Origin of the sequence: Priestia sp. FSL R5-0597 (genome assembly GCF_038006305.1) — a bacterium.
GTDB classification, from domain to species: domain Bacteria; phylum Bacillota; class Bacilli; order Bacillales; family Bacillaceae_H; genus Priestia; species Priestia zanthoxyli.
Window position 1 is genome coordinate 4,733,659 of the sequence record NZ_JBBOUZ010000001.1, and the last position, 23,090, is coordinate 4,756,748.

The 23,090-nt window shown below is 38.3% G+C and carries 26 protein-coding genes; 7 read left to right on the top strand and 19 right to left on the bottom strand.

The features are described from left to right. Window positions 1-13 precede the first annotated feature (13 nt). Window positions 14-1,333: a Na+/H+ antiporter family protein gene (locus MKX72_RS25025; RefSeq protein WP_033580460.1), complete on the bottom strand. Its 1,320-nt coding sequence runs from the start codon at window positions 1,331-1,333 to the stop codon at window positions 14-16. A 268-nt stretch (window positions 1,334-1,601) separates the two neighbouring features. Beyond that, on the bottom strand, window positions 1,602-3,095 hold the full coding sequence (locus MKX72_RS25030; protein ID WP_155008484.1) for a leucyl aminopeptidase: 1,494 nt from the start codon (window positions 3,093-3,095) through the stop codon (window positions 1,602-1,604). A 245-nt stretch (window positions 3,096-3,340) separates the two neighbouring features. Here MKX72_RS25030 and MKX72_RS25035 point away from each other — a divergent pair, with 245 nt between their 5' ends. Next, a complete protein-coding gene (locus MKX72_RS25035) occupies window positions 3,341-3,817 on the top strand; it encodes a divergent PAP2 family protein (protein ID WP_013085319.1) in 477 nt (158 codons plus the stop codon). Window positions 3,818-3,859: 42 nt separating this feature from the next. Here the strand turns inward: MKX72_RS25035 and MKX72_RS25040 are convergent, their stop codons facing one another. The 3 genes from MKX72_RS25040 to MKX72_RS25050 all read right to left on the bottom strand — a co-directional run bounded on the left by MKX72_RS25040 (window position 3,860) and on the right by MKX72_RS25050 (window position 6,250). Next, window positions 3,860-4,507, bottom strand: coding sequence for a 3D domain-containing protein (locus MKX72_RS25040; RefSeq protein ID WP_034264182.1), 648 nt, complete (start codon window positions 4,505-4,507; stop codon window positions 3,860-3,862). A gap of 81 nt (window positions 4,508-4,588) precedes the next feature. Then, window positions 4,589-4,912, bottom strand: a complete 324-nt coding sequence (locus tag MKX72_RS25045) for a YuiB family protein (RefSeq protein ID WP_033580457.1) — start codon at window positions 4,910-4,912, stop codon at window positions 4,589-4,591. Window positions 4,913-5,035: 123 nt separating this feature from the next. After that, a complete protein-coding gene (locus MKX72_RS25050) occupies window positions 5,036-6,250 on the bottom strand; it encodes an NAD(P)/FAD-dependent oxidoreductase (protein ID WP_033580456.1) in 1,215 nt (404 codons plus the stop codon). A gap of 493 nt (window positions 6,251-6,743) precedes the next feature. Between MKX72_RS25050 and MKX72_RS25055 the strand changes: the two genes are divergently transcribed. Then, window positions 6,744-7,736 carry an NAD(P)/FAD-dependent oxidoreductase gene (locus tag MKX72_RS25055; protein ID WP_013059618.1) on the top strand — a complete coding sequence of 331 codons (993 nt, stop codon included), beginning with the start codon at window positions 6,744-6,746 and terminating at the stop codon, window positions 7,734-7,736. Window positions 7,737-7,763: 27 nt separating this feature from the next. On the opposite strand, the gene MKX72_RS25060 is transcribed toward MKX72_RS25055, so the two are convergent. The 4 genes from MKX72_RS25060 to MKX72_RS25075 form a co-directional block, all read right to left on the bottom strand. Beyond that, window positions 7,764-8,282, bottom strand: coding sequence for a hypothetical protein (locus MKX72_RS25060; protein WP_033580455.1), 519 nt, complete (start codon window positions 8,280-8,282; stop codon window positions 7,764-7,766). A 149-nt stretch (window positions 8,283-8,431) separates the two neighbouring features. Further along, entirely contained in the window at window positions 8,432-8,797 is a 366-nt protein-coding gene (locus MKX72_RS25065) for a HesB/IscA family protein (protein WP_025752687.1), read from the bottom strand. Between the two features lie 74 nt (window positions 8,798-8,871). Beyond that, window positions 8,872-9,726 (bottom strand): diaminopimelate epimerase, encoded by an 855-nt coding sequence (dapF, locus tag MKX72_RS25070; protein WP_098627080.1) that lies wholly within the window; start codon window positions 9,724-9,726, stop codon window positions 8,872-8,874. A 302-nt stretch (window positions 9,727-10,028) separates the two neighbouring features. Beyond that, complete coding sequence (locus MKX72_RS25075; RefSeq protein WP_033580454.1) at window positions 10,029-10,268, bottom strand: YuzB family protein; 240 nt, start codon at window positions 10,266-10,268, stop codon at window positions 10,029-10,031. A 381-nt stretch (window positions 10,269-10,649) separates the two neighbouring features. Between MKX72_RS25075 and MKX72_RS25080 the strand changes: the two genes are divergently transcribed. After that, a complete protein-coding gene (locus MKX72_RS25080) occupies window positions 10,650-11,714 on the top strand; it encodes an NAD(P)/FAD-dependent oxidoreductase (protein WP_028412619.1) in 1,065 nt (354 codons plus the stop codon). A gap of 43 nt (window positions 11,715-11,757) precedes the next feature. Here MKX72_RS25080 and MKX72_RS25085 read toward each other — a convergent pair whose 3' ends face one another. Further along, the gene (locus MKX72_RS25085) at window positions 11,758-12,084 is read right to left on the bottom strand and encodes a YuzD family protein (protein ID WP_033580453.1); all 327 of its coding nucleotides are present in this window, start codon (window positions 12,082-12,084) and stop codon (window positions 11,758-11,760) included. A 193-nt stretch (window positions 12,085-12,277) separates the two neighbouring features. Between MKX72_RS25085 and MKX72_RS25090 the strand changes: the two genes are divergently transcribed. Continuing rightward, entirely contained in the window at window positions 12,278-12,508 is a 231-nt protein-coding gene (locus MKX72_RS25090) for a NifU family protein (protein WP_013059625.1), read from the top strand. Window positions 12,509-12,597: 89 nt separating this feature from the next. Here the strand turns inward: MKX72_RS25090 and thrB are convergent, their stop codons facing one another. The 5 genes from thrB to yutH form a co-directional block, all read right to left on the bottom strand. Further along, window positions 12,598-13,512 (bottom strand): homoserine kinase, encoded by a 915-nt coding sequence (gene thrB, locus MKX72_RS25095; RefSeq protein WP_033580452.1) that lies wholly within the window; start codon window positions 13,510-13,512, stop codon window positions 12,598-12,600. After that, window positions 13,506-14,567 (bottom strand): threonine synthase, encoded by a 1,062-nt coding sequence (gene thrC / locus MKX72_RS25100; protein ID WP_154992185.1) that lies wholly within the window; start codon window positions 14,565-14,567, stop codon window positions 13,506-13,508. The genes thrB and thrC overlap by 7 nt, the downstream gene beginning before the upstream one ends. After that, window positions 14,567-15,868, bottom strand: coding sequence for a homoserine dehydrogenase (locus MKX72_RS25105; RefSeq protein WP_013059628.1), 1,302 nt, complete (start codon window positions 15,866-15,868; stop codon window positions 14,567-14,569). The genes thrC and MKX72_RS25105 overlap by 1 nt, the downstream gene beginning before the upstream one ends. A 241-nt stretch (window positions 15,869-16,109) precedes the next feature. After that, window positions 16,110-17,099, bottom strand: coding sequence for a 2-hydroxyacid dehydrogenase (locus tag MKX72_RS25110; RefSeq protein ID WP_033580451.1), 990 nt, complete (start codon window positions 17,097-17,099; stop codon window positions 16,110-16,112). Between the two features lie 117 nt (window positions 17,100-17,216). Beyond that, window positions 17,217-18,218: a spore coat putative kinase YutH gene (gene yutH / locus MKX72_RS25115; protein ID WP_028412623.1), complete on the bottom strand. Its 1,002-nt coding sequence runs from the start codon at window positions 18,216-18,218 to the stop codon at window positions 17,217-17,219. Window positions 18,219-18,394: 176 nt separating this feature from the next. On the opposite strand from yutH, the gene MKX72_RS25120 reads away from it, so the two are divergent. Continuing rightward, the gene (locus MKX72_RS25120) at window positions 18,395-18,895 is read left to right on the top strand and encodes a phosphatidylglycerophosphatase A family protein (RefSeq protein WP_013059631.1); all 501 of its coding nucleotides are present in this window, start codon (window positions 18,395-18,397) and stop codon (window positions 18,893-18,895) included. A gap of 37 nt (window positions 18,896-18,932) precedes the next feature. Here the strand turns inward: MKX72_RS25120 and MKX72_RS25125 are convergent, their stop codons facing one another. Then, a complete protein-coding gene (locus MKX72_RS25125) occupies window positions 18,933-19,703 on the bottom strand; it encodes a TIGR01457 family HAD-type hydrolase (RefSeq protein ID WP_013059632.1) in 771 nt (256 codons plus the stop codon). A gap of 74 nt (window positions 19,704-19,777) precedes the next feature. After that, window positions 19,778-20,215 carry a DUF86 domain-containing protein gene (locus MKX72_RS25130; protein WP_013085332.1) on the bottom strand — a complete coding sequence of 146 codons (438 nt, stop codon included), beginning with the start codon at window positions 20,213-20,215 and terminating at the stop codon, window positions 19,778-19,780. 162 nt (window positions 20,216-20,377) lie between these two features. Here MKX72_RS25130 and MKX72_RS25135 point away from each other — a divergent pair, with 162 nt between their 5' ends. Continuing rightward, window positions 20,378-20,644 (top strand): DUF3055 domain-containing protein, encoded by a 267-nt coding sequence (locus MKX72_RS25135; protein WP_033580450.1) that lies wholly within the window; start codon window positions 20,378-20,380, stop codon window positions 20,642-20,644. Window positions 20,645-20,692: 48 nt separating this feature from the next. Here MKX72_RS25135 and MKX72_RS25140 read toward each other — a convergent pair whose 3' ends face one another. After that, a complete protein-coding gene (locus MKX72_RS25140; RefSeq protein WP_013059635.1) occupies window positions 20,693-20,968 on the bottom strand; it encodes a YutD family protein in 276 nt (91 codons plus the stop codon). A 196-nt stretch (window positions 20,969-21,164) separates the two neighbouring features. Here MKX72_RS25140 and MKX72_RS25145 point away from each other — a divergent pair, with 196 nt between their 5' ends. Continuing rightward, entirely contained in the window at window positions 21,165-21,806 is a 642-nt protein-coding gene (locus MKX72_RS25145; protein WP_033580449.1) for a YhcN/YlaJ family sporulation lipoprotein, read from the top strand. A gap of 120 nt (window positions 21,807-21,926) precedes the next feature. Here the strand turns inward: MKX72_RS25145 and lipA are convergent, their stop codons facing one another. Then, complete coding sequence (gene lipA, locus MKX72_RS25150; protein WP_013059637.1) at window positions 21,927-22,826, bottom strand: lipoyl synthase; 900 nt, start codon at window positions 22,824-22,826, stop codon at window positions 21,927-21,929. Between the last annotated feature and the right edge of the window lie 264 nt (window positions 22,827-23,090).

Sequence of the window (23,090 nt, forward strand, 5' to 3'; positions counted from 1 at the left end):
AGAGACCCTCTATTTACAAGATAACTGAGGCAACCCACCCAAAAATAATGAGTGGAATGTTATAGTGAAGAAAAGTTGGTACACACGTATCCCAGATATGATCATGTTGACGATCGACTGCTAGTCCAGATGTTGGTCCAAGCGTACTGTCTGAAGCTGGTGAACCAGCGTCTCCAAGCGCTCCCGCTGTACCAACAATACAAATCGTTGCCATTGGACTCATACCAAGTTCTAAGCAAAGAGGAACAAAAATCGTCGCGATAATTGGAATGGTAGAGAAAGAAGAACCAATGCCCATTGTGACTAAAAGCCCGATGACAAGCATAAGAAATGCACCCAGCATTTGGTTTCCGCCAATAAGAGCAACAGAGCCTTTTACAAGTGCTTCTACATCTCCAGTTTCTTGAAGAACTTTTGCAAAACCAGAGGCTGACAGCATAACAAATCCGATGAAAGCCATCATTCTCATTCCGTTCGTTAATACTGGATCTGCTTCATTCCACTTCAAAGCCCCGCTGAAATAAACGACCACAATTCCTGCAAGCGCTCCGAAAATCATAGAATCTACTAAGAGCTGCACAGTTAAAGCCGCTACAATCGCAAGTAACGCTACTATAATCCCTCTTGTTGTGTAACCTGTACGCTCCTCTGCGCCTTGATCAATGTCAATGTCTTTATAACTGCGCGGCTTACGGTACGAAATAAACACAGCAAACAATAAGCCCGCTACCATTCCTAAAGCTGGAAGAGCCATCGCCGTGGTAATATCTCCTTTATCAATCGTTAATCCACTTTCTTTGATGTTAGTAAATAAAATGTCGTGATAAATCTTACCGAATCCTGCCGGCAAATACATATAAGGTGTAACCAATCCAAATGTAATAACTGTTGCGACTAATCGGCGATCTATTTTCAACTGATTAAATACTTTTAATAGCGGTGGAATTAAAAGCGGAATAAATGCAATGTGAACCGGAATAACATTTTGAGAAAAACACGAAATAATAAGGATGATCAATAAAATTAGTACTTTTGACAGTGACTTCTTTTTCGTTTCTCCTTCTTTTCCTACTATTTTCAACGCTAGCTGAACAACGGCATCAGGCAGCCCTGTCCGCGAAACAGCCATTGCAAATCCTCCAAGCAAAGCATAGCTTAATGCAACAGAAGCACTGTTTCCAAGACCATCTGTGTATATACTTACTGTATCTGTGAGGCTGATACCGCCAACAAGTCCTCCAATTAGCGCTCCGACCGCTAAAGAAAAGACAACGTTGATACGCAATAAGCTCAAAATCAGCATCACGAGCACAGCTATTAATACTGCATTCATTTTGAAACCTCCATTTTTCTTTTTACTTTATCTCATTAAAACATTAGAGAGATAAACAACATGTTCATTATATTAGGTATAGAAAAAAAGTCAATCATCTTACTAAATAAACGTTTGTTTAACTTCTCTACATCCTTAACAATATAAGGATTTTTTTAAACAATCTTTTCTTCCTAAAAAGAAAAAAATGTTATGTAAACATATTAAAAAAGAAGCATCTTCGATGCTTCTTTTTACGTTTCTTTCTATCACTGCTATGTTCTTTTTATTAATTGGCTTCAAATGAACAAACCATCGCAGCTAGTGTTCGCACCATCACGCCTGTTGCACCTGAAGGTCCTAACTCATGAGAAGCAGCGGATGTTGCAGTTCCAGCAATATCCAAGTGAACCCATGGTGTTTGCTCTGCAAACTCACCAATAAAGGTTCCTGCCATAATTGCGTGTCCCTCCCGTCCAGGAGAGTTATTTAAATCTGCTACCTTACTTCCCCGAACACGCTTTTTGTCTCGTTCTGTAATAGGCAGCTCCCAAATCGGTTCGCCTGTCTCAATGCTCGCTTTCGCTATTTGCTGCAATAAAGCAGAATCATTCGTCATTGCCCCAGTTGTGTGTGTACCAAGAGCTACAATTACACCACCCGTTAATGTCGCCACGTCTACTAAATAATTTGCTCCATGATGCTTGGCATATGAAATACCATCAGCTAGTGCTAAACGCCCTTCAGCATCTGTGTTCAGCACTTCTATTGTCTTTCCATTCATTGCTGTAATAACATCATCTGGTTTAAAGGCACGCGCGCTAATAACGTTGTCAGTTGATGGAATGACCGCTACTACGTTTTGATGAGGTTTTAATTCTCCAATCGCTTCCATTGCACCAAGAACAGATGCAGCTCCACCCATATCTGTTTTCATGCCTACAATCCCGTCTTTAGATTTGATAGAGTAACCACCTGTGTCAAAGGTAATTCCTTTTCCTACCAACCCAATAACGTCTTCCCATTTTTCTTTACCTTGATATTTCAGCACAATCATTTTAGGAGGCTCTGCGGAACCTTGATTGACTGCGAGCAACGCGCCCATTCCTAGCGTTTCCATCTCTTCTTTTTCTAAAATTTCATATTCAAAACCATATGTATGTGCCATTTCTACTGCATAATTAGCTAAATCTGTAGCCGTTAGCATATTGCTTGGTAAGTTAACGAGGGTGCGGGCTGAGTTTGTTGCTTTCCCGTACGTATATCCAACCAACGCAGATTGTAAAACGTCTTTATAACAAGAAAACAGTTCAATTTCCTCAAGCTGCTTGTCAGGCTCATTTGATTTCTTTTTGTAGTTTTCAAACTCATACATAGCAAGCTGTTGAGCTTCTCCTAGTAAAGCTGCAGTTTCTTGCTCTGACCACTCTCCTGTATCAAATGTAGGAAGGACGACCGATGCGTTTGAAATTTTTGCTTCTTTTAACTTTTTAAATAAAAGGCCAAAGCTTTCTTTGAGCCCATTTTTAGTTAACGCTTGCTTTCGTCCGAGCCCTACAAAATAAAGACGTTTTGCTCCTAATTTTCCTAGTGTATGAATCGTTGATATACGCTTTTCCTGTACGCGAATATCTCCTTCCTTAATCAAATGAATGAGCTGTCCACCTAAAGCATCATCAATTTCTTTTAGAAAGCCTTCAAACTGTTGGTTTTGATTAAATAACCCGATTACGAGCGCTTCTGTTTGATGATCAACACCATATGTTTCTACGTGCGAAAACATAAAATTCCTCCCTTTTACGTATAGATATTTTATTTTTATTTATCATCTGCTTTGTTTAATCTATTCAGCAAGTGGAATATATATCATATTCACCACTGTTTTCATCTATATACATATGATAGCAGAAATACAATTTTTAATCACAGTTCAAAAACCTTAGTTTCACACATATACTTTCATCTACCACTGTTTTCATCATACGAATTTATCTTTTTAGACATTTTAAGTTGAGGGAGGACATCTCAATGGAGTTATTCTCAAATTTCCCACTTTGGAGTTCATTAATCGCTATTTTCTTTGCTCAATTTATTAAGATTCCCCTTTCTTTTGTAGCTACTAAAAAAATAGACGGCAGCTTATTTTTTAGTACGGGGGGCATGCCAAGCTCTCACTCCGCAGCCGTAACTTCCTTAGCAACTGCCATTGGGCTAGCAGAAGGTCTTAAATCCCCTATTTTTGCTCTATCCGCTATTTTTGCCATCATTGTCATGTTTGATGCTAAAGGAGTAAGAAGACACGCAGGAGAGCAAGCAACAGTTTTAAATCGTTTGGTTGAAGACTTTCAGCGCGCAGTAAAAGAGGCAAAGCTGTGGACGACCAATGAAGAGGACGAAAAACAAGTGAAGCTAAAAGAACTGCTTGGGCATAAGCCTATTGAAGTTTTCTTTGGAGCCTTAACAGGAATAGCAGTTGCTTTTGTAACGTATTATGTATGGCCATAAAACATAAGAAAACACATGAAGAATGCTTCATGTGTTTCTCGTTTATTTCACCTGCTGACGAAAAACTTGCATCGATTTCTTTTCATTCAGCATTGTTAACTCTTCTTCAGTTAAACGGCCGTCTCCTGATTTGACTACATAGACGTTTAATTCTTTCTTACCCCATATGTTATACACATCAGAAACGGTTTCAAAGTATAAATCAAGATGATTGCCTTTAATAGCCCCACCTTTATCTGCTACCACTCCGTACCCATAGCCCGGAATGAACAAGATCGTGCCGATTGGAAATATGGTTAAATCAGCAGCGATGGTTGAATACAAGTCACGTTTTACTTTAACGCCCGAATATGTAATACCATACCCTGGATGATTGGGATTTTTCCCAGTTGATTCGTAACCAGCTGTGTAACCCGTAGCCAATACATTCTTAGTTGGATAACGCGACCAATCAAATGCTTCTTCAATTGTCAGACGCTCTCTGTCATTGCTAGCTGCTTCAGCTCTTAGTGGTTTTAGAAATGATGGTAAGAGCCTTTCATTCATTAGAGGATGCCCTGTACTGTTTATAAAAGGCATATATTTGATGACCGTGTTTATTGGGACGCCAGTAATTGCTTCATATGTTGTAAACAGCGCTCCGACCAGTAGTAGGCACATAATGAATCGCTTTGCTATTTTTCCAATCATTGTGATTTCCACAACTCCTCTCACGAATCTATTTGTTTCCAACATAAAAACAAATTATTCGTTCGCGAGAAGAATTTACATTCAAAACATTTGGTACCCTCTTGTTCGTAAAGATTTAATGGTAATACCTGAAGCTAGTGCACCTATAAAACCAGCCATTAAAATCGCAATGTCAGCTGTGGCTAAAGATAGCACTTTTGTACCTAGCTGCTGAAAGGAGTGAGCGGGATGCTGAATGTAATCAACCGCTCTTACATCATCAATAATAAGAATAAAAATTACGGGATAAATAATGGCCATAATCCAAGACATGCGAAGCAGCATATTCAACAAGAAACCGATTCCAAAAAACAACACAAAAAACAACAAGATGGAGATAATTAGGACAGGCACACTCATTTCCATTGCTTTTCGCCTCCGTTACTCTTTATACTTTCAGTTTACTTAAGAGTAATCAAGGCGTCAATCACAGAAAAGTAAGTTAATACCAAAAAAAGCAAAAGGTTTGAAGACCTTTTGCTTTTTGTTTTAAAAGAAATTAAATTTTCCCTTTTTCAATACAAGACCTGCTCCGCCTTGAAGGAAAAGCGAGCGATTATCAACAACTTTTTTCATAAAAGATGCGCTTGAACCAAATAGTTTTCGACCGTATACAACGCCAATTGCGTCATCATGCCCTAACGAACATACCGTTCCTTTAATATCTGGTTTGAACTCGCTTAATTCTTTTTGCCCTTTCATCAAACGGCTAATATTTTCAGCGCAGGTACCGCCTTGTTGCATAGCAATTTGAGCTGTTGGCGGATAAGGACGTTCTGTTTCTGGGTTAATCATTAGTGAACAATCTCCAATAACAAACACATCTTCATGCCCTGGTGCCAGCAAGCTATTGCTTACTTTTACACGTCCGCGCATGTTCTCAAATCCAGCTTTTTCAATTAAATGACTGCCTCGAACACCTGCAGCCCATACAACTGTTGCTGATTTGATTTCTTCCACTTGGTCATCTTTTGATACAATAATTCCTTCTTCTGTACACTCTTTAATCGCTGTTCCGATCTTGAACTCGATTCCTTTTCGTTCTAGCTGTGTTACCGCATATTCTACAAGTTCCGGATCAAAACCTGGCAAGGCCGTAGGCGCTGCTTCTACACAAATAACGCGTACTTTTTCACGCGGGATATCAAACTCTTTGCAAAGCTGAGGGACTCGATTTGCTAATTCTCCCACAAATTCAATGCCGGTAAAGCCAGCACCTCCAACAATGATTGTCAGAAGTTCGTCTCTTTTTTCCACTTCATTGTTGTACGTCGCAAACACATAATCAATATGCTCACGAATTTGACGTGCTGCATTAATGCTCGTAATGGTAAATGCATGTTCTTTTAAACCTTTAATTCCGAAAGTTTCTGCTTCATACCCTAAAGCAACAACTAAATAATCGTACGTTAGCTCACTGTTTTCAAGAAGAACACGCTTTTCATCTAACTTAATATCTACGACCGTGTCTTTAATAAATGTAACCTTATTCGTGTTAATTAAATTTTTAACAGGAACACGAGAGCGATCTTGATGAATTGTACCTGCCGATACTTCATGAAGCCATGTCGTTTCGTAATGGTAATCGTTTTTATTTACCAAAACAATTTCCGCATCACTAGCACCCAGTTTCTTTTGTAAATTAACAATTGTCATAATGCCGCCATACCCGGCACCCAAAATGACGATTTTAGGCTTTTTCATAGGAATGTCATCCACCTTTTTTAGTTATAGTCACAAGTATGTCTTACAAATATAATGATAAGAGCAATTTTATTTGGTTTGCTTTTTTATGTTAGTTTGAGCAAGAACGATCATCGCTATCCATTTATTATTCATATACGAAAAATAATGTGAATCACTTCACGTTCTTTTTTAAAAAAATACATTTTTTCTTTTTCAAAAAAATGTAAGCATAAGTCCTAGCTTGATTTACACCAACATCTTATGCTTTTTTCATCGGTTTTTCAACCCTTCACTTTGTATTTACAAGCTTTTAAATTTTCAATTACTTTCCTGTATACCCAGTTTTATATTTGACCAAAACGTGTGGTTATGTTAATGATTGCAAATACTGATCTTTAAGTTGAGAAAGTTTCTCAAACATTCCAGCGTGTTTTAATGATATTTTATAATTTACTATGCTATCATAAAGTAGAATATGCATTGGCACAGAACAATCTAGAGGTGATTATAAATGAAAGAAGATAAACAAGTATACGATATTACCATCATCGGAGGCGGCCCTACAGGCTTATTTACAGCATTTTATGGCGGTATGCGTCAGGCGAGCGTAAAAATTATTGAAAGCTTACCACAGCTCGGTGGACAGCTTTCTGCTTTATATCCTGAAAAATATATTTATGACGTAGCTGGGTTTCCAAAAGTACGTGCTCAAGAATTAGTCAATAACCTAAAAGAGCAAATGGATCAATTTAAACCTGCAGTTGCACTAGAGCAAGCAGTAGAAAAGGTAGAAAAACAAGCGGACGGTGTATTCCGATTAACTACTAATTCTGAAGTCCACTATTCAAAAACAATTATTATTACGGCTGGAAACGGTGCATTTAAGCCCCGTAAAATTGAGCTAGAAAACGCAGAACAGTTCGAGCAAACGAACCTTCACTATTTTGTGGATGATATGAATAAATTCAAAGGCCGCAAAGTATTAGTATGCGGGGGTGGGGATTCTGCTGTAGACTGGTCTCTTATGTTAGAGCCGATCGCAGAAAAAGTAACGTTAACGCATCGCCGAGACAAGTTCCGCGCTCATGAACATAGCGTAGAAAACTTGCATAATTCATCAGTTGATATTAAAACACCATATGTACCGGTTGAATTTATTGGAGATGACCGTATTACACAAGTTGTGTTAGAAAATACAAAAGGTGAAGAAAAGACAGTAGTAGACGTAGATGATGTTATTGTAAACTTTGGATTTGTTTCTTCTCTAGGTCCAATTAAAGAATGGGACTTAGATTTAGAGAAAAATGCAATTGTTGTTAATTCAAAGCAAGAAACAAATATTCCTGGCATCTATGCAGCAGGTGATGTCTGCACATATGATGGAAAAGTAAAACTCATCGTGGCAGGATTTGGCGAAGGTCCGACTGCCGTTAATAACGCTAAAGCATACATTGACCCAAAGGCTCGCTTACAGCCTATGCACAGTACGTCAATGTTCTCATAAAAAAAGCAGGCTCTCGCCTGCTTTTTTTCATTGCTGGATTGGTGTAACCATTCGATGAATGATTTCACTCATCATTTCTGCATCACTGCTTATTAAACAGATTTCATAAAAGGAATGGTTTCCTTCTTGACTAGTTACGCTCATTCTGTAGGCCTTCAACCCTTCGAGCTTGCTTAAATATTTTACTACCTCTGATTGACCGACAATACGTTCAATCAGCAGAATATGCTCTCCTTCCACTGCTCCATAGCTTTCGGCCAGAGATGCATTAGCATTTTCATAATAGCGAATGTAAGGTTCAGAATGGTTAAGAGGCGCAGAGGACGAGTTTTGATGACAGACTTCACCTGAGGAAAAAGGCAAATGTTGAACAAATAAATGCGATTCACTGAAGTGAATACTTTTTGCATCCTTAGACTCCATTTTCCTATTTTCAAGTTTTAACCAGTTTATAAACCCCTTCCATAGAATAGGCAGGGTATTTTTTTTACGAAAACTGCCATAACCTCCTACTTGTTCTGCGTCGTAACGAGTCGCATCTATCAAATCCGTTCATCTCCTCTTTTTTATTGAGTATAAAAAAGACTGATTATTCGGTCAATAAGTTTGGTAGATGATGTAACATACAAAAATTTCTCACTAAAAAAGCTTTCTTCACCAGATGAGGTGAAGAAAGCTTTTTTATAAAAATATACTTAGCACTCTTCAGGAGCACCTGCGTTGCTTGCTGTACGGAAAGAAGAGCCGCAGCCGCATGCTGCAATGGCGTTCGGGTTATCAATTGTAAACCCTCCGCCTAGCATAGATTGCTTGTAATCAATTTTTACATCTTTTAAAATTGGAGCACTTTCGCTATCTACAAGAATCTTAATGCCATGTTGTTCAAACAGCGTATCGTTTTCATTTACTTCGTGTGCAAAACCCATGCCGTAAGAAAGACCTGAGCAGCCTCCTCCGTTTACAGTAACACGTAAATAAGCATTTTCTTCTTCATGTTCTTTCATCATATCTTTTATTTGAAAGCTTGCAGCTTCTGTAATTGTTAGGATATCTTGACTCATTTTTAAACAGACCTCCTTTTTTGTTTAGTATACGACGAAATGTCTGTGACGACAAATCGTCTGCTTCTTCATTTTTAATAATAATACGTGCCGTCGCAAATCACATTGGCTGGACCTGTCATTAACACATTGCCTTTATTTTGCCAAACAATCGTTAAATCTCCTCCAGCGAGGTGTACAACAGTAGGCACATCTTTTTTCGTCTTCTCATTTAACACAGAAGAAACAACAGCAGCGCATGCTCCTGTCCCGCATGCTTGAGTGATACCCGAACCTCTTTCCCATACGCGAAAGTTCAGCTCTCTTTCGTTCACTACCTCGACAAATTCAACGTTCACTCCTTCTGGAAAACGCGCATCTTTTTCAACTACCGGACCTAGTGTAGTAAGAGGCGCTTGTTCAATATCATTTACATAAAAGACGACGTGAGGATTTCCCATTGATACAGCCGTCCCTTTTAACCGTTCTTTTCCAAATTCCATCTCTTCATCAACAACTTGGTATTGGCTTGCTCCCGTCATTGGAATTTGTTCTCTAGCTAAAATAGGCTCTCCCATATCGATTGTTACTTCTGGAACTTCATTTCCCTGCGGATGTACCGTTGCTTCTACAACTCCAGAAAGCGTTTCGATAAAAAACCTTTCGCTTGTTACTAAATTATGTTCGTATGCATATTTAGCTACACATCTTAAACCGTTTCCGCAGTTTTTTGCTTCCGAGCCGTCATTATTAAATACGCGCATTTTCACATCTGCGCGTTCAGATGGACAAATAAGAATCATTCCATCCGATCCGATTCCCGTATAAACATTTGAGACTTTTACAGCAAGCGGTGCTAACTCTTGCTCTTCTATATGTTCTTCAAACATATTCACGTAGATATAGTTGTTGCCAAGTGCATGCATTTTTGTAAACTGAAATTTTTTCATATTATCACCCATTATTTTTTTATGTAGCTCTAGTATAAAGTGATTCTCTTTTGTACACAATAATATCATCCCCCGTTTTTTTAGCTCCTTAATCATAAAGATTAAGGAGTTTTTTATTTTGTCCTCCTTTAGAGTATTAAAAATCAAAAGAAGCTTTATGATTACAAAGAGGATGGTTAAAGCGCATATATTTGCGCAAAAACGCATAAAAAAGCACGGCAAGACTAGCCGTGCTTACATCATCTATTCTATTAGCCTCATGTCCCTCTCCTGCTAAAAAGAGATACGACAGCGGGGATAGTTTAAAACATTGGGTTTTCTTCTAAATGAATGTAGATATTATCTACTAACTGTTCAGGTGTTTCCGCCGTAACAATCTCTCCATTTACCAAGGCAAATAAAGATTGTGAACATTTCCCGCAATAACCTAAACATCCGTATTCAATAATATCTAGATTTGGATCTTTTTCAAGCTTTTCTAAAGCTGCTTGAGAACCGCTGGCTAAATTGCTAACGCAAAATTCAATAATTGGCTGTATCACGTTTTTTCACCTCTCTACTATTAGTTTATCCTATCTCCTTTCATTTTCAACGTCAACTTTAGAAATTCACGTTCATTTCGCGCGCGCTTTTTAGATTTATAGACTTTTTTCAAAAACGCATAAATAAGCTTTATTACGTGGATAGCTTGAAATTATGTTGAAACATATTGTGGTTTTTTATTAATTTAGTTATACTTTTATGTATAGAAAACCAAACGAGGTTATATTAAATTATTATTTAAGTAAAATATGTTATCTTATATAGCCTTTCATATCTTTTTGGCAACCATCCTTATTAACGGTAATTTGTACCCTCCTATTCTTAAAAGCAAGAATAATAGAGAGAAAACAAAAATGCATGAAGCTAAAGGGGAAATTCACATGAAGAACCTTGTCATACTGGGCGGCGGATACGGTGGTATGCGCATTTTGCAGCGCCTTTTTCCGAATCAATTGCCTAACGATGTAGAAGTAACGCTTATTGACAAAGCACCTTATCACTCACTAAAAACTGAATTCTATGCACTTGCAGCTGGAACAATCTCTGATCAACATGTCCGTGTTGCTTTTCCTGAACACCCTCGCTTAAAAATCCGCTACGGCTGTGTAAAACGAATAGACCTGAAAGAGAAATGCGTCTATGTGGATGATCAAATGATCGCTTACGATGACCTGATTGTAGGACTCGGATGCGAAGATAAATATCATGGAGTTCCCGGAGCTCTTGAACATACATACAGCATTCAATCCATTGATGCTTCACGAGCAACTTATCAGACATTAAACAACTTACCGGCCCACGCTACTGTTTCAATTGTCGGAGCTGGATTAAGCGGAGTAGAACTGGCAAGTGAGCTAAGAGAAAGCCGCCCGGATTTAAAAATCATCTTATTTGACCGCGGTAAATTAATTTTATCTGCTTTCCCAGAACGTTTAAGCAATTACGTTCAAACTTGGTTTACTTCAAACGGTGTCGAAATTGTAAATAGTGCTAATATTACAAAAGTAGAACCGAACATTCTTTATAATCATGATGAGCCCGTTCAAAGCGATGCAATCGTGTGGACAGCAGGCATTCAGCCAAATAAAGTGGTACGCGATTTAGACGTGGAAAAAGATCCTCAAGGACGCGTCGTATTGACAAAATACCATAACTTGCCTGACGATGAAAATGTCTACATTTTGGGTGACTGTGCAAGCCTACCGCACGCCCCAAGTGCTCAGCTTGCAGAAGGTCAGGCTGAACAAATTGTGCAAGTGCTTCTTCACCGCTGGAAAGGCGAAGCGCTTCCTGATGAATTGCCAACTATTAAATTAAAAGGCATACTTGGTTCATTAGGCAAAAAGCATGGGTTTGGCTTAGTTGCCGAACGTCCGATTACAGGACGCGTAGCTCGATTATTGAAATCAGGTATTCTTTGGATGTATAAACACCACAGTGGATAAAACAAAAGCCGTTAGATGACTGACAATCTAACGGCTTTTTTCGTTATGATGCGCGGAAACCATACTTCTCCATTTCCTCAAATACGCGCTTTAATTTCGGATTGCCTTCCCCAACAACCTCTCCATTAATGACCACTACAGGATAGAATAAATCTTCTTCAATTACACGCTTGGCAAAAGCTGCTTTTTCCGGATCCGTATGCGGCTCGTTTATATCTACATACGTGATAGCAAACGGTTGGTTCGGATATTTACGAGAAATAGCTGCCTCTAGCCAATCATAGGTGTCTTTTGAAGACGGCAGGTTAACACAGCTTGCACAAACAATTTCAGCTCCATAAATACACACTTCTACCTCAGTTGACTGCATAGCACATCCCCCTTGAATCTTTACATATAAACTGTACGATTATTCACACTTTTACTTCATTATGAATACTATTTTACACAAAACTGATTCATTGCACATCTTTTTCTTTTAAGGTAACATTACGATGTATACTCCAATAGATTTTTCATGAAAGACCGTTTATAATAAGAGTAGAAGAAAGGAGTCGATAGTTATGTCAGAAATGCACGAGCAAGTTCAAGAAGTATTAGAAAAACTTCGTCCGTTTTTACTTCGCGACGGTGGAGACTGTGAGCTAGTAGACGTAGAGGATGGTATTGTAAAATTACGTCTTTTAGGCGCTTGCGGAAGCTGCCCAAGTTCAACAATTACGCTAAAAGCTGGTATCGAACGTGCCCTTTTAGAAGAAGTACCTGGTGTAGTTGAAGTAGAACAAGTATTCTAATCTCTTTGATTTTATTATAAAAGCAACCTCCCATTTTATTGGGGCTTGCAAATGAAAAATCCTCATTCAAATGAATGAGGATTTTTTTATTAGCTCGTTGTGACTTCAGCTTCTACAAATACACCTTTGCGGTCAATTTGTAAAACATCTATTTCACAGTTCGGCAGTAAAGCATACATATGTTCAGCAATCGCTTTTCCTTTTCCTTTTGGTGCTAAACATAATACACTCGGACCGGCTCCGCTTAGTGACACACCGTATGCGCCGAGAGCTTTTGCTTCTTTTCGCACAAGAGAAAGTTCTGGCACGAGTCTCATGCGATATGGTTCGTGATATAAATCTTTCTCCATAAATTCGCCTACCAGAGGCAAATCTTTATTTAACAAGGCTGCTACTAGCATGTTGCCTATTGCTCCAGCTTCTACTGCATGGCGATAATTAATATCGGAAGGCAGCACATCACGGGCATCCGTTGTTTTTAATTCATATTCTGGAATAGCCATCACAATATCGACATCAAATTCAGGTATTTGAGCAATATATGTTTCCTTTTCATGATGGTAACCAACAACGATGCCGCCGTAAATAGACGGGCTGACGTTATCGGGATGTCCTTCCATTAAGCTGCTGATGCGAAGCTTTTCTCTTTTTGATAAACGCAAGTCACATAGTACATTGGCCAGCTCGATTCCAGCTACGATAGCCGATGCACTGCTTCCAAGTCCCCTTGCTAATGGAATGTTGCTCCAAACATTGACCTTCGCACTTGGAAGATCAATGTTAAATTGACGAGCCACGTCTTGTGCCACTTCATACATTAAGTTATCTGTACCTGTAGGAATACTTTGCACTTCTTTCGTTTCAGGGATAAAAACCCATTCGTCATGACGCTCTACTGTTAATCTTAAGTAGCGGGATAAAGCCACTCCAATGGAATCAAATCCTGGCCCTAAATTAGCAGAGCTAGCTGGGACCGTAATGACAAAACGCTCATTTTCTAGCATGAAGCAACGACACCTTGGATATACTCAAATACCTTTTCTTCATCATTTGGTAAAACCACTGGCTTTACGTTATGAGCATCGATTGCTACATTTGGATCTTTTAATCCATTACCTGTTAGTACAGCTACAACCGTTGAACCTTTTGCAATTTTACCAGAAGCTACATCTTTAAACACACCAGCAATTGAAGCGCAAGAACCTGGCTCTGCAAATACGCCTTCTTTGCGTGCAATTGTACGATATGCTTCTAAGATTTGTTCATCTGTCACTTCATCAATTTTTCCGTTTGATTCTTTTGCTGCGTTTACAGCATAATCCCAGCTTGCTGGATTTCCGATTCGAATAGCCGTTGCAATTGTTTCTGGATTTTCGATAATTTGATTACGCACGATCGCCGCTGCACCCTCTGCTTCAAAACCATGCATGTGAGGAAGAGACGTTTGGTGACGCTCACTGTATTCTTTGAATCCTTTCCAGTAAGCTGTAATATTCCCTGCATTCCCCACTGGGATAGCTAAAACGTCCGGCGCTTTTCCAAGCTGTTCACAAATCTCGAAAGAAGCTGTTTTTTGCCCTTCAATACGGTATGGGTTCACAGAGTTTACAAGTGCAACCGGTGATGTTTCACTTAGCTTACGAACCATAGAAAGCGCTTGGTCAAAGTTTCCTTCAATTGCTACAATTTCTGCACCATACATAACAGCTTGAGCTAATTTCCCCATCGCAATTTTCCCATTTGGAATAACAACGATACAGCGCATGCCAGCGCGTGATGCATAAGCTGCGGCAGCTGCGGATGTGTTACCTGTAGATGCACAAATAACCGTATTGCTTCCTTCTTCTTTTGCTTTTGCTACAGCCATTACCATTCCGCGGTCTTTAAATGACCCCGTTGGATTTAACCCTTCTACTTTCACATGTAAATCAATGCCTAGCTCTTTTGATAAATGAGCAAGATGAATTAAAGGCGTATTTCCTTCATGTAGCGTAAGCATAGGTGTTTTCTCTGTTACAGGTAAAAATTCTTTATATTCAGCTAATAGACCTTTCCACATCATACTGTGCCAACTCCCTCTACGCGGTAACTGCTTTTTACATTTTCTACAATTGGTAAATCCCGAAGCTGCTGAAGGATTTCCTCATAATCTTTTTGAGACGTTTTGTGTGTAACAACAACAATCTCAGCTAATTCGCTTCCTTTCACAGGAAGTTGGATAATTTTTTCGAAGCTCACGCCACGCTCTGAAAACAGTGTTGTTAATTTTGCAAATGCGCCAACTTGATCTTTAACGTGAATACGTAAGAAATGTTTTGAAAACATTTCATCTTCTGCTTTTAACTGTTTTGGATACTGAGGTGTTACCGCACTTTTACCATTTACACCTAAACGCATGTTTTTCATAACGCCTACTAAATCGGATACGACAGCAGTGGCAGTTGGCAGGCTTCCTGCCCCCGGTCCATAAAACATCGTCTCTCCGACAGCTTCTCCGTATACATACACAGCATTGTACTCATCGCTTACTGAAGCAAGGGGATGTGTATCTGCTAAAAGAGTTGGCTGAACACTCACTTCTACATTGTCACCGTCACGATGTGCATATCCAATCAGTTTCATCGTATAACCTAGTTGTTTACTATATTGCAAGTCTTCTTCCGTTACTTCTGTAATACCTTGAACACGAACATCATCCAAATCAATTTTCATTGAAAACCCTAGTGTAGCCAAGATTGCCATTTTACGAGCAGCATCTAAACCACCTACGTCAGAAGTTGGATCCGCTTCAGCATATCCTAAATCCTGCGCTTCTTTTAACACTTCATCATAGGCGCTTCCTTCTTTTGTCATTTTCGTTAAAATGAAGTTTGTTGTTCCATTGACAATTCCCATCATCTTCGTAATACGATCAGATGCTAACCCATCTGCTAATCCGCGAAGGATTGGAATACCGCCAGCTACACTTGCTTCATAAAATAAATCACAATTATTTTCAGAAGCTACTGTTAACAATTCTGAGCCGTAAACCGCCATTAAATCTTTGTTTGCCGTTACCACATGCTTTTTATTACGAAGGGCTGTTAAGATATAGTCTCTTGTTTCTTCAACGCCACCCATTACTTCAATGACAACGTCAATCTCCGCGTTATGTAAAACGTCTTCAACATTCGTTGTTAATTTATCTTCACTGATCTCCACGTCACGTTTCTTATCAATATCTTTAACTACTACTTTTTTAACTTCTACAGGACATCCGACTTGATGACTTAATTTATCCTGATGATTTTCAATAATTTTGACTACTCCGCTTCCTACCGTTCCTAACCCTAATAATCCTACTGAAATACTTTTTGTCATATTCCTCACCTCTATGTTCTTTCTACGTATACATTTGTTCTCTTATAGAGGACATTATAGACCTTATTTTTCTTTTTTACAAGGTTTACTGGCCATCTTTTCTCGTAAACTTGTTAAAAAAATTGGTATATAAAGATAAATGTAAATTTTTAAAATATTTCATTTTATTATCATAACATGGCTACCACTGTTTTTTAATAAAAAAAAGACAATTTCACTGAAATGAAATTGCCTTTTTCCATTATGATTTTTTCGCAAACGCTTCTTTATTTACAATTGTAATAGGAGACTCGTTTGTGAGCACTGCTTTAATGTTTTTTACGCATAAAGAAATCATTTCCGTGCGCGTTTCGATACTCGCACTGCCGATGTGAGGAAGCGCTACAACATTAGGCAATTGAAGAAGAGGGTGAGAAGCAGAAATAGGCTCTTGATCGAATACATCCAAGCCAGCTCCGGCAATTTCACCTGATTGAATTGCATGTAACAGTGCTTGCTCATCAACCACTGCTCCTCTTGAAGCATTAATAAAAATCGCTGTTGTTTTCATCTGTTTAAATGCTTCAGCATTAAATAAATGTTTGGTTTCGTCCGTTAACGGTGTCAAACAAACAATAAAATCAGATCGCTCAAGCAGCTCATTTAACTCACAGTAAACTGCATCGAGCTTTTGTTCTGCTTGGAGGTTGCGGCTCCGATTGTGATACAAGATTTCCATATCAAAACCTGTAGCACGTTTCGCAAGCGTCTCTCCAATTTTCCCCATTCCAACAATACCTAATGTTTTATGATGAACATCTCTACCCGCTAACAAAAATGGGCTCCAGCTTTTCCACTGATTTTCTTTCACGTATTCAGCAGCTTCTACTAAACGTCTAGCTACACTCATTAACAAACCAAACGTTAAATCCGCTGTTGTATCAGATAAAACATCGGGTGTATTAGAAACGATAACTCCGCGTTCAGTTGCCGCTTCTATGTCAATATTATCGAATCCGACCGCTAAGTTAGCTACAAGCTTTAAATGAGGAGCTTGCGTAAGCAATTCACTGTCAATACGGTCTGAAAGCATTGTTAATAGAGCATGTGCGTGCTTAGCTTTTTCACAAAGCAGCTCATGAGGGACTGCCTCATCTTCTTTATCCCACATTTCCACATTCGCTACTGCCTTTAAAGGTTCAATTAATTCATTCGGTATTTTTCTCGTAATAAATACAAACGGCTTGTCCATATGTACGCCACCTCTTTATCCTTTTTAAACTGCATGCACAAAAACAAAATAGAAAAACGGGTTTGGATTATCCAACACCTATTTTTCTATTTTATCATATTCTATAGTAATCGCTTTTTAATGAATCCATGTTAATTCAGGAATGTGATAACGAGACGTTGAAATGCCTACCGACTGGTAAAAGCGCTTCAGAAAAGCTTCGTAGTGAGAAGAATGAGCTAATACTCCTTCAAGCTTCTCATAATACTTTTGTTTTTCCCGCTCATCTTGTACACTGTAGTATCCTTCAATGACCTCAAAATAATGAACGGGAAAAAGAAGTCTAGCATATAACAGTCTCCATGAAAAAGAAGAAAGTGGATTTACCTTTTCGTATTCACTTAAAAACTGATGCATGTGCCTTTCATCGACAGCGTATGTTAATAAATATTGTTCCCTTATATATTCAGCTATATCTCTGCTAGGGTGATCGAAAACCCAGTCTGCCGGGAGCTTGTAAACGTGGTCTTCCCCCCATGTTTTTTGGCCGAACCGATGATGACAAATCGTCGCAGCGTCAACTGACCGGGGCAAATCGTCAATTTCCGTGTCTACTAGGTATTGAATAGCATTTTCCGTTAATCCTAGGTAATAAGGAAAAGTTTCTAAAAAACGTTTTTCCATCTCTTGATTAGGTAAAGCACGTAATCTTCCATACCAAAATTGCTCCATCTGGTCGAGACGCTTCTCCCACATGGACTTCCATTGCCCTAGCCGGTTTGCTTTTTCCACTTCATAAGGAAACAGCCTCCCTTTTTGATGAAAAACAGCTAGCTCGTGCCCAGGTGAAAAATTGGGGTTTTTCTCTTCCGCAAGACATCGGCAAATGATAAATTTTTCAGTTTCAGTTTCTGTAATCATTTCTCCATTTAAATTAGGCATAAATGTTGCCACATGGCGATCACCTTGGCCCATCAGAAATTGACTCATTTGATATAGTTCATTTAACTCGTCTTGTTCCATTTGCTTTACATTAATGATTGTATATAAAATATCTCGATACTGAAAACCTTCAAATTTACCAACGGGCATAAATTCATTTGGACGTAATCCGTAATGCTCATAAATGGTTTGTATCATTTTAATCCCTCTCTTCATTCATTCAAGAAATTATATGATGGAAAACAACATTACTTGTCATAATATTTACGGAGGAATGAATAGATTAGAAATACACCATTTATAGTTATTTACTCCGGGTTAGTAGTATGAAACAACTTTAGACTTAAAAATATATAGAAAACAGGTGATGATACTTGGAGAAAAAACATACACAAAGTGAATTAGAAAAAAAAGCAAGAGAATGGTTAATAGAACGCGGCGTGGCTCTTACAGACATTGCTGAACTGGTCTATTACTTGCAAAAAAAGTATCACCCAAACTTAACAATCGAAGACTGTTTATATAACGTTGAGCGCGTCATTTCTAAACGAGAAGTTCAAAATGCTATTTTAACGGGTATTCAACTAGATGTCCTCACGGAAAAAAAAGTGATTGAGCCGCCTCTGTTGGATATTCTTGAGAAAGATGAAGGTTTATACGGTATCGACGAAATTTTAGCATTATCGATTGTAAATGTGTACGGATCAATCGGCTTTACCAATTACGGGTATATTGATAAACAAAAGCCGGGTATTTTAGAAAGATTAAACGATAAATCTACTGGAGAGTGCCACACTTTCTTAGATGATTTAGTAGGCGCAATTGCTGCCGCTGCTTCTAGCCGGTTAGCGCATCGGGCTGCCAGTCAAGAATAGGTTTTAAAAACAAAAAAAGCTGTCAATTGACAGCTTTTTAAATTCGCTCCATCCACTCTTTTAGTGAATCTACCGTATAAGTTGGCTTTTTCTCATATCCTTCTAGTAACTCTCTTGTTGTTACCCCTGTATGGACTAATAATGTATCTAAGCCTGCATTCATCCCTGCTAAAATATCTGTATCATAGTAATCACCAATCATGATTGTTTCTTCTTTTGGCGTACCGATGACTTCAAGGGCTTGCTCCATAATAATACTTTCTGGTTTACCAATAAATACTGGATTTGTTTGAGTAGAAACCGTAATAACGGACGTGATAGATCCATTACCAGGCAGTAAGCCTCTTTCAGTAGGAATCGCAATATCTCCGTTCGTCGAAACAAAAAAGGCGCCGTTTCGAACGTTTAAACATGCTTTTGCTAATTTTTCATATGTAATTTCCTGATCTAAACCAACAACTACGAAATCCGTATCTTCCTCTTCAATGGTAAATCCTTTTTCAAGCAACGCATGTCGGATTCCTTCTCCACCAATTACATAAGCTGAAGCGTTTGCTTTGCGTTCATGCAAATAATTAGCTGTTGCCTGGCTCGTTGTAAAAACTTGCTCTTCTGTTGCAGGAATGCCAAATGCCTCTAGCTTTTCAGCTACTTTATCGGGCGTTTTTGTTGAGTTGTTTGTTACAAATAAATAAGGAATTCCTTTTTCCTTTAATTTAATAACAAAATCACGCGCCTCGGCAATTAACTCTGTTCCTTTGTACATGGTTCCATCTAAATCAATCAAATATCCTTTATATTCCTTCATGTTGTGTGATCTCCTTTCAAGTCTCATACTTGAAATCATAGCTTATTTTTTATACAACTACAAATTGCTTGCCTTTAGTTACGAAAAGCAGACACAGGTCCTAACTCTGTCTCTAGATATGTCCTTACGCGCTCTGAAAATGCTGCCAGTACGTCTTTATGCTGCATCACTTTTTGATAAATATCCTGATGATTAACATCCACATATTCTTGAACAAGGCTTTTACGCAATTGAACAATCTCTTTTAATGGTGTTTCTTCCTCTTTTTTAACCACTTTCTCATCAACTAAAATGTCAATGATATCATCGTAACTGCCTGGGTCTCTCATAATAAAACCATCAATCATTGCATTTCCTACATCTAAAACGTTTTCAATTAAAAGATGTACAATTCTCTCTAATGCCTTTTTCTCTATTTCTGTGTTCCAGCTCGAATGCTCAGCAAACAAACGAACGTGTTCATCAAAAAAAACAAGCGTGGCTTCTATTTTTTCACGATCTACAAAGTACATATTATTTCCTCCCTAGTTGTCAGCTCTGTATAAATCTTCTTTCATAAACAAACGGGGTTCCTGTTCTATTTTATCATGACCCATTATCCATTTGATAAATTCATTTTTGTTTTTGACCTTATTTGATATGATACAAATACAACCTATGAAAGGAGTATACCTATGAGCGAACGCTTTTATCTATATGACGATGTCGTCTCTACAAAGACCCGGTTTGTCAGCTTTATGGGCGAAAATCAACGATTTGATTTAGCTATTATCCAAACCGACCGTTATTATGGCAAACAAGTTGTTCTTGATATTCAAGGAGGACGCTTTGCCATTATTGGACAAGATGACCTTGAAGAACCCCACTATCTTGAAGAAGTATTTAAACTAAACAGCGAAGATGGTCAGGAACTTCGCGAATTTTTATATGAAATCATCTAAAAAAAAAGGCAGCGTGAAGGACAATTAGTGTCTTCGGCTTGCCTTTTTTTACTTATGGACTTTTTTTAAGACAAAATACGCACAGCCAAAATTACAATATTCATGTAAATAATCTTGAAGCGTACTAATCTTCGTATCATACGTTGCCTTCTGGTTACGATCATCAAAAAAGCCTCGCAGTCGAAGCTGATTGTATCCCCAATCTCCCACAATATAGTCATAGCGGCTCAGCACGTCGATAAAGCGACCTCTAAACGCCTCTTCATTAAATGCCTCCCGCTCATCTTTTAATACTTCATAACAAATATTATTGATACAGACCATTGCTCACACCTCTTCTCTTAAAATTTACCATACCATAATTATGATGATGAAACCATCAATTAACATGAAATTTTTCACGTATAAGCAGCACTCTAATCCTGTAGGAGTTTTATCGGTATACCTACTGATCTTTTATGCTCCACATGAAGGTTCGCCGGTTTACCTGGCGTACGATATTTAACTACAGGAGGTGGAAATGGTGAAGAAATCTATTCTTGGAATCGCTTTAATAACAAGTATTTTAACCATTGGCTGTCAAAATAAAAACACAGCTGAAAATGAAAATTTATCACCAAACAACCCAGATGCCATTAATGTAAACGAGCCTAATCATTATTATAATCCAAATAATAATAGCGGCACAAATTATGGATATGTCCGATACACTAAAAACACAAATGAACAAAGTTCCAATATGAACCAAGTAGGAACATTTAACCGAGAGGAAGCAGCTGACAATATTAGTAAACTGAGCACCGCTATCCCAAATATTAAACAAGCCGCTACGCTAGTAACGGATAAAGATGTGCTTGTTGCTTATAAAACAGATGCTAAAAACAGGAATAACGCAGCCGATCAGGTAAAACGTACAGCTATGTCTGTAGTCCCTCGTTATTATCATGTATACGTCTCAGATAATCCGAAACAGATGGACCAAATCGAAAATATCAGTGAAATGAATACACAAACAAATGATGCTAGAAAACGAATCGATGCTGTTATTCAACAAATGCTAAAATCTCCCCAAGGGCGTAAAATGAACGGCGGAGAAGATGCAAATGGAAGAGAGAAAAACGAATTGAATGAACCGATGACTGACAAAGATATGGTGGAATAAACAACACAGATAAATTTTACGTTAACCGTAACAAAAAAAACGAACCACTAATCAAACAATTTGATTAATGGTTCGTTTTTCACTTCGGCTAAACTACTTTCGTCCCAGCCTCTTTTTACCTTATTTGCTTTCTTGTGCTTTGTTTTTGGCAGCAGCGTTAACTTGCTCATCTGCATGGTAAGAAGAACGTACAAGAGGACCTGCTTCGACATGGCTGAATCCTTTTGATAATGCAATTTCTTTTAGCTCTTCAAACTCATTTGGATGGTAATATTTCTGAACTTTTATGTGCTTTTTAGTTGGCTGTAGATATTGGCCTAGCGTCATAATATCTACATTGTTCGCACGCAAATCATCCATCGTTTCAATAATTTCTTCTTTTGTTTCTCCTAGACCAAGCATGATACTTGATTTTGTAGGGATATCCGGCTGCATTTCTTTTGCACGGCGAAGGAACTCAAGAGAACGCTCATATTTAGCACGAGCACGAACACGAGGCGTAAGGCTGCGTACTGTTTCAATATTATGGTTTAAAATATCAGGACGTGCGTCCATTACAATACGTAAGTTCTCTTCCACACCGCCCATATCAGAAGGCAATACTTCAATTGTTGTGAATGGATTTTTACGACGAATCGCACGAATTGTTTCAGCTAATACGCTTGCTCCTCCGTCTTTTAAATCATCGCGAGCTACTACTGTGATAACCGCATGTTTTAAGTTCATTAGCTGAACAGAATCTGCTACGCGTTCTGGCTCTTCTAAATCTAATTCTGTTGGTAAACCTGTCTTAACCGCGCAAAAACGACAGGCACGTGTACATACTTCTCCTAAAATCATAAAAGTTGCCGTACGACGAACAGCCCAACACTCATGAATATTCGGACATCTTGCTTCTTCACAAACTGTATGAAGGTTTTTTTCACGCATCATTTTCTTTAAGCCTGTGTAATTTTCGTTTGTGTTTAGCTTAATCTTCAGCCACTCGGGTTTGCGGACATGCTCTTCTTTTGTTGCCATATTATCAACTCCACCAATCTAGAAAATGTCTATAACCTATATGCTTAATTTTAACTACATATTAAAAACATAACTATATGTCACTTTATCATAAAAAAGTGAGATTCGACAAGTTGTCTGCTCTTTATTTTCCTCAGTTTTCTTCTATTTTCCATCCAAATGTGTGCGTTTTCATCGTCCGTATAATTTCCATTTATCTTCTGAATAAAATTCTTTTAAAAAGTTTTGAAGCGATTTCCATTAATTAATATTTATGAAATCTTT

Bases quoted from the DNA above. Each gene is read 5' to 3' on its own strand.
- MKX72_RS25105 (WP_013059628.1), bottom strand. From the start codon at position 15,868: ATGACAAAAAGTATTTCAGTAGGATTATTAGGGTTAGGAACGGTAGGA.
- MKX72_RS25050 (WP_033580456.1), bottom strand. From the start codon at position 6,250: ATGAAAAAGCCTAAAATCGTCATTTTGGGTGCCGGGTATGGCGGCATT.
- thrC (WP_154992185.1), bottom strand. From the start codon at position 14,567: ATGTGGAAAGGTCTATTAGCTGAATATAAAGAATTTTTACCTGTAACA.
- MKX72_RS25085 (WP_033580453.1), bottom strand. From the start codon at position 12,084: ATGCAGTCAACTGAGGTAGAAGTGTGTATTTATGGAGCTGAAATTGTT.
- MKX72_RS25065 (WP_025752687.1), bottom strand. From the start codon at position 8,797: ATGAGTCAAGATATCCTAACAATTACAGAAGCTGCAAGCTTTCAAATA.
- MKX72_RS25080 (WP_028412619.1), top strand. From the start codon at position 10,650: ATGAAGAACCTTGTCATACTGGGCGGCGGATACGGTGGTATGCGCATT.
- MKX72_RS25140 (WP_013059635.1), bottom strand. From the start codon at position 20,968: ATGGTCTGTATCAATAATATTTGTTATGAAGTATTAAAAGATGAGCGG.
- MKX72_RS25125 (WP_013059632.1), bottom strand. From the start codon at position 19,703: ATGAAGGAATATAAAGGATATTTGATTGATTTAGATGGAACCATGTAC.
- MKX72_RS25110 (WP_033580451.1), bottom strand. From the start codon at position 17,099: ATGGACAAGCCGTTTGTATTTATTACGAGAAAAATACCGAATGAATTA.
- lipA (WP_013059637.1), bottom strand. From the start codon at position 22,826: ATGGCAACAAAAGAAGAGCATGTCCGCAAACCCGAGTGGCTGAAGATT.
- MKX72_RS25055 (WP_013059618.1), top strand. From the start codon at position 6,744: ATGAAAGAAGATAAACAAGTATACGATATTACCATCATCGGAGGCGGC.
- dapF (WP_098627080.1), bottom strand. From the start codon at position 9,726: ATGAAAAAATTTCAGTTTACAAAAATGCATGCACTTGGCAACAACTAT.
- MKX72_RS25030 (WP_155008484.1), bottom strand. From the start codon at position 3,095: ATGTTTTCGCACGTAGAAACATATGGTGTTGATCATCAAACAGAAGCG.
- MKX72_RS25035 (WP_013085319.1), top strand. From the start codon at position 3,341: ATGGAGTTATTCTCAAATTTCCCACTTTGGAGTTCATTAATCGCTATT.
- yutH (WP_028412623.1), bottom strand. From the start codon at position 18,218: ATGATACAAACCATTTATGAGCATTACGGATTACGTCCAAATGAATTT.
- MKX72_RS25145 (WP_033580449.1), top strand. From the start codon at position 21,165: ATGGTGAAGAAATCTATTCTTGGAATCGCTTTAATAACAAGTATTTTA.
- MKX72_RS25130 (WP_013085332.1), bottom strand. From the start codon at position 20,215: ATGTACTTTGTAGATCGTGAAAAAATAGAAGCCACGCTTGTTTTTTTT.
- MKX72_RS25045 (WP_033580457.1), bottom strand. From the start codon at position 4,912: ATGGAAATGAGTGTGCCTGTCCTAATTATCTCCATCTTGTTGTTTTTT.
- MKX72_RS25090 (WP_013059625.1), top strand. From the start codon at position 12,278: ATGTCAGAAATGCACGAGCAAGTTCAAGAAGTATTAGAAAAACTTCGT.
- thrB (WP_033580452.1), bottom strand. From the start codon at position 13,512: ATGCTAGAAAATGAGCGTTTTGTCATTACGGTCCCAGCTAGCTCTGCT.
- MKX72_RS25040 (WP_034264182.1), bottom strand. From the start codon at position 4,507: ATGATTGGAAAAATAGCAAAGCGATTCATTATGTGCCTACTACTGGTC.
- MKX72_RS25025 (WP_033580460.1), bottom strand. From the start codon at position 1,333: ATGAATGCAGTATTAATAGCTGTGCTCGTGATGCTGATTTTGAGCTTA.
- MKX72_RS25135 (WP_033580450.1), top strand. From the start codon at position 20,378: ATGAGCGAACGCTTTTATCTATATGACGATGTCGTCTCTACAAAGACC.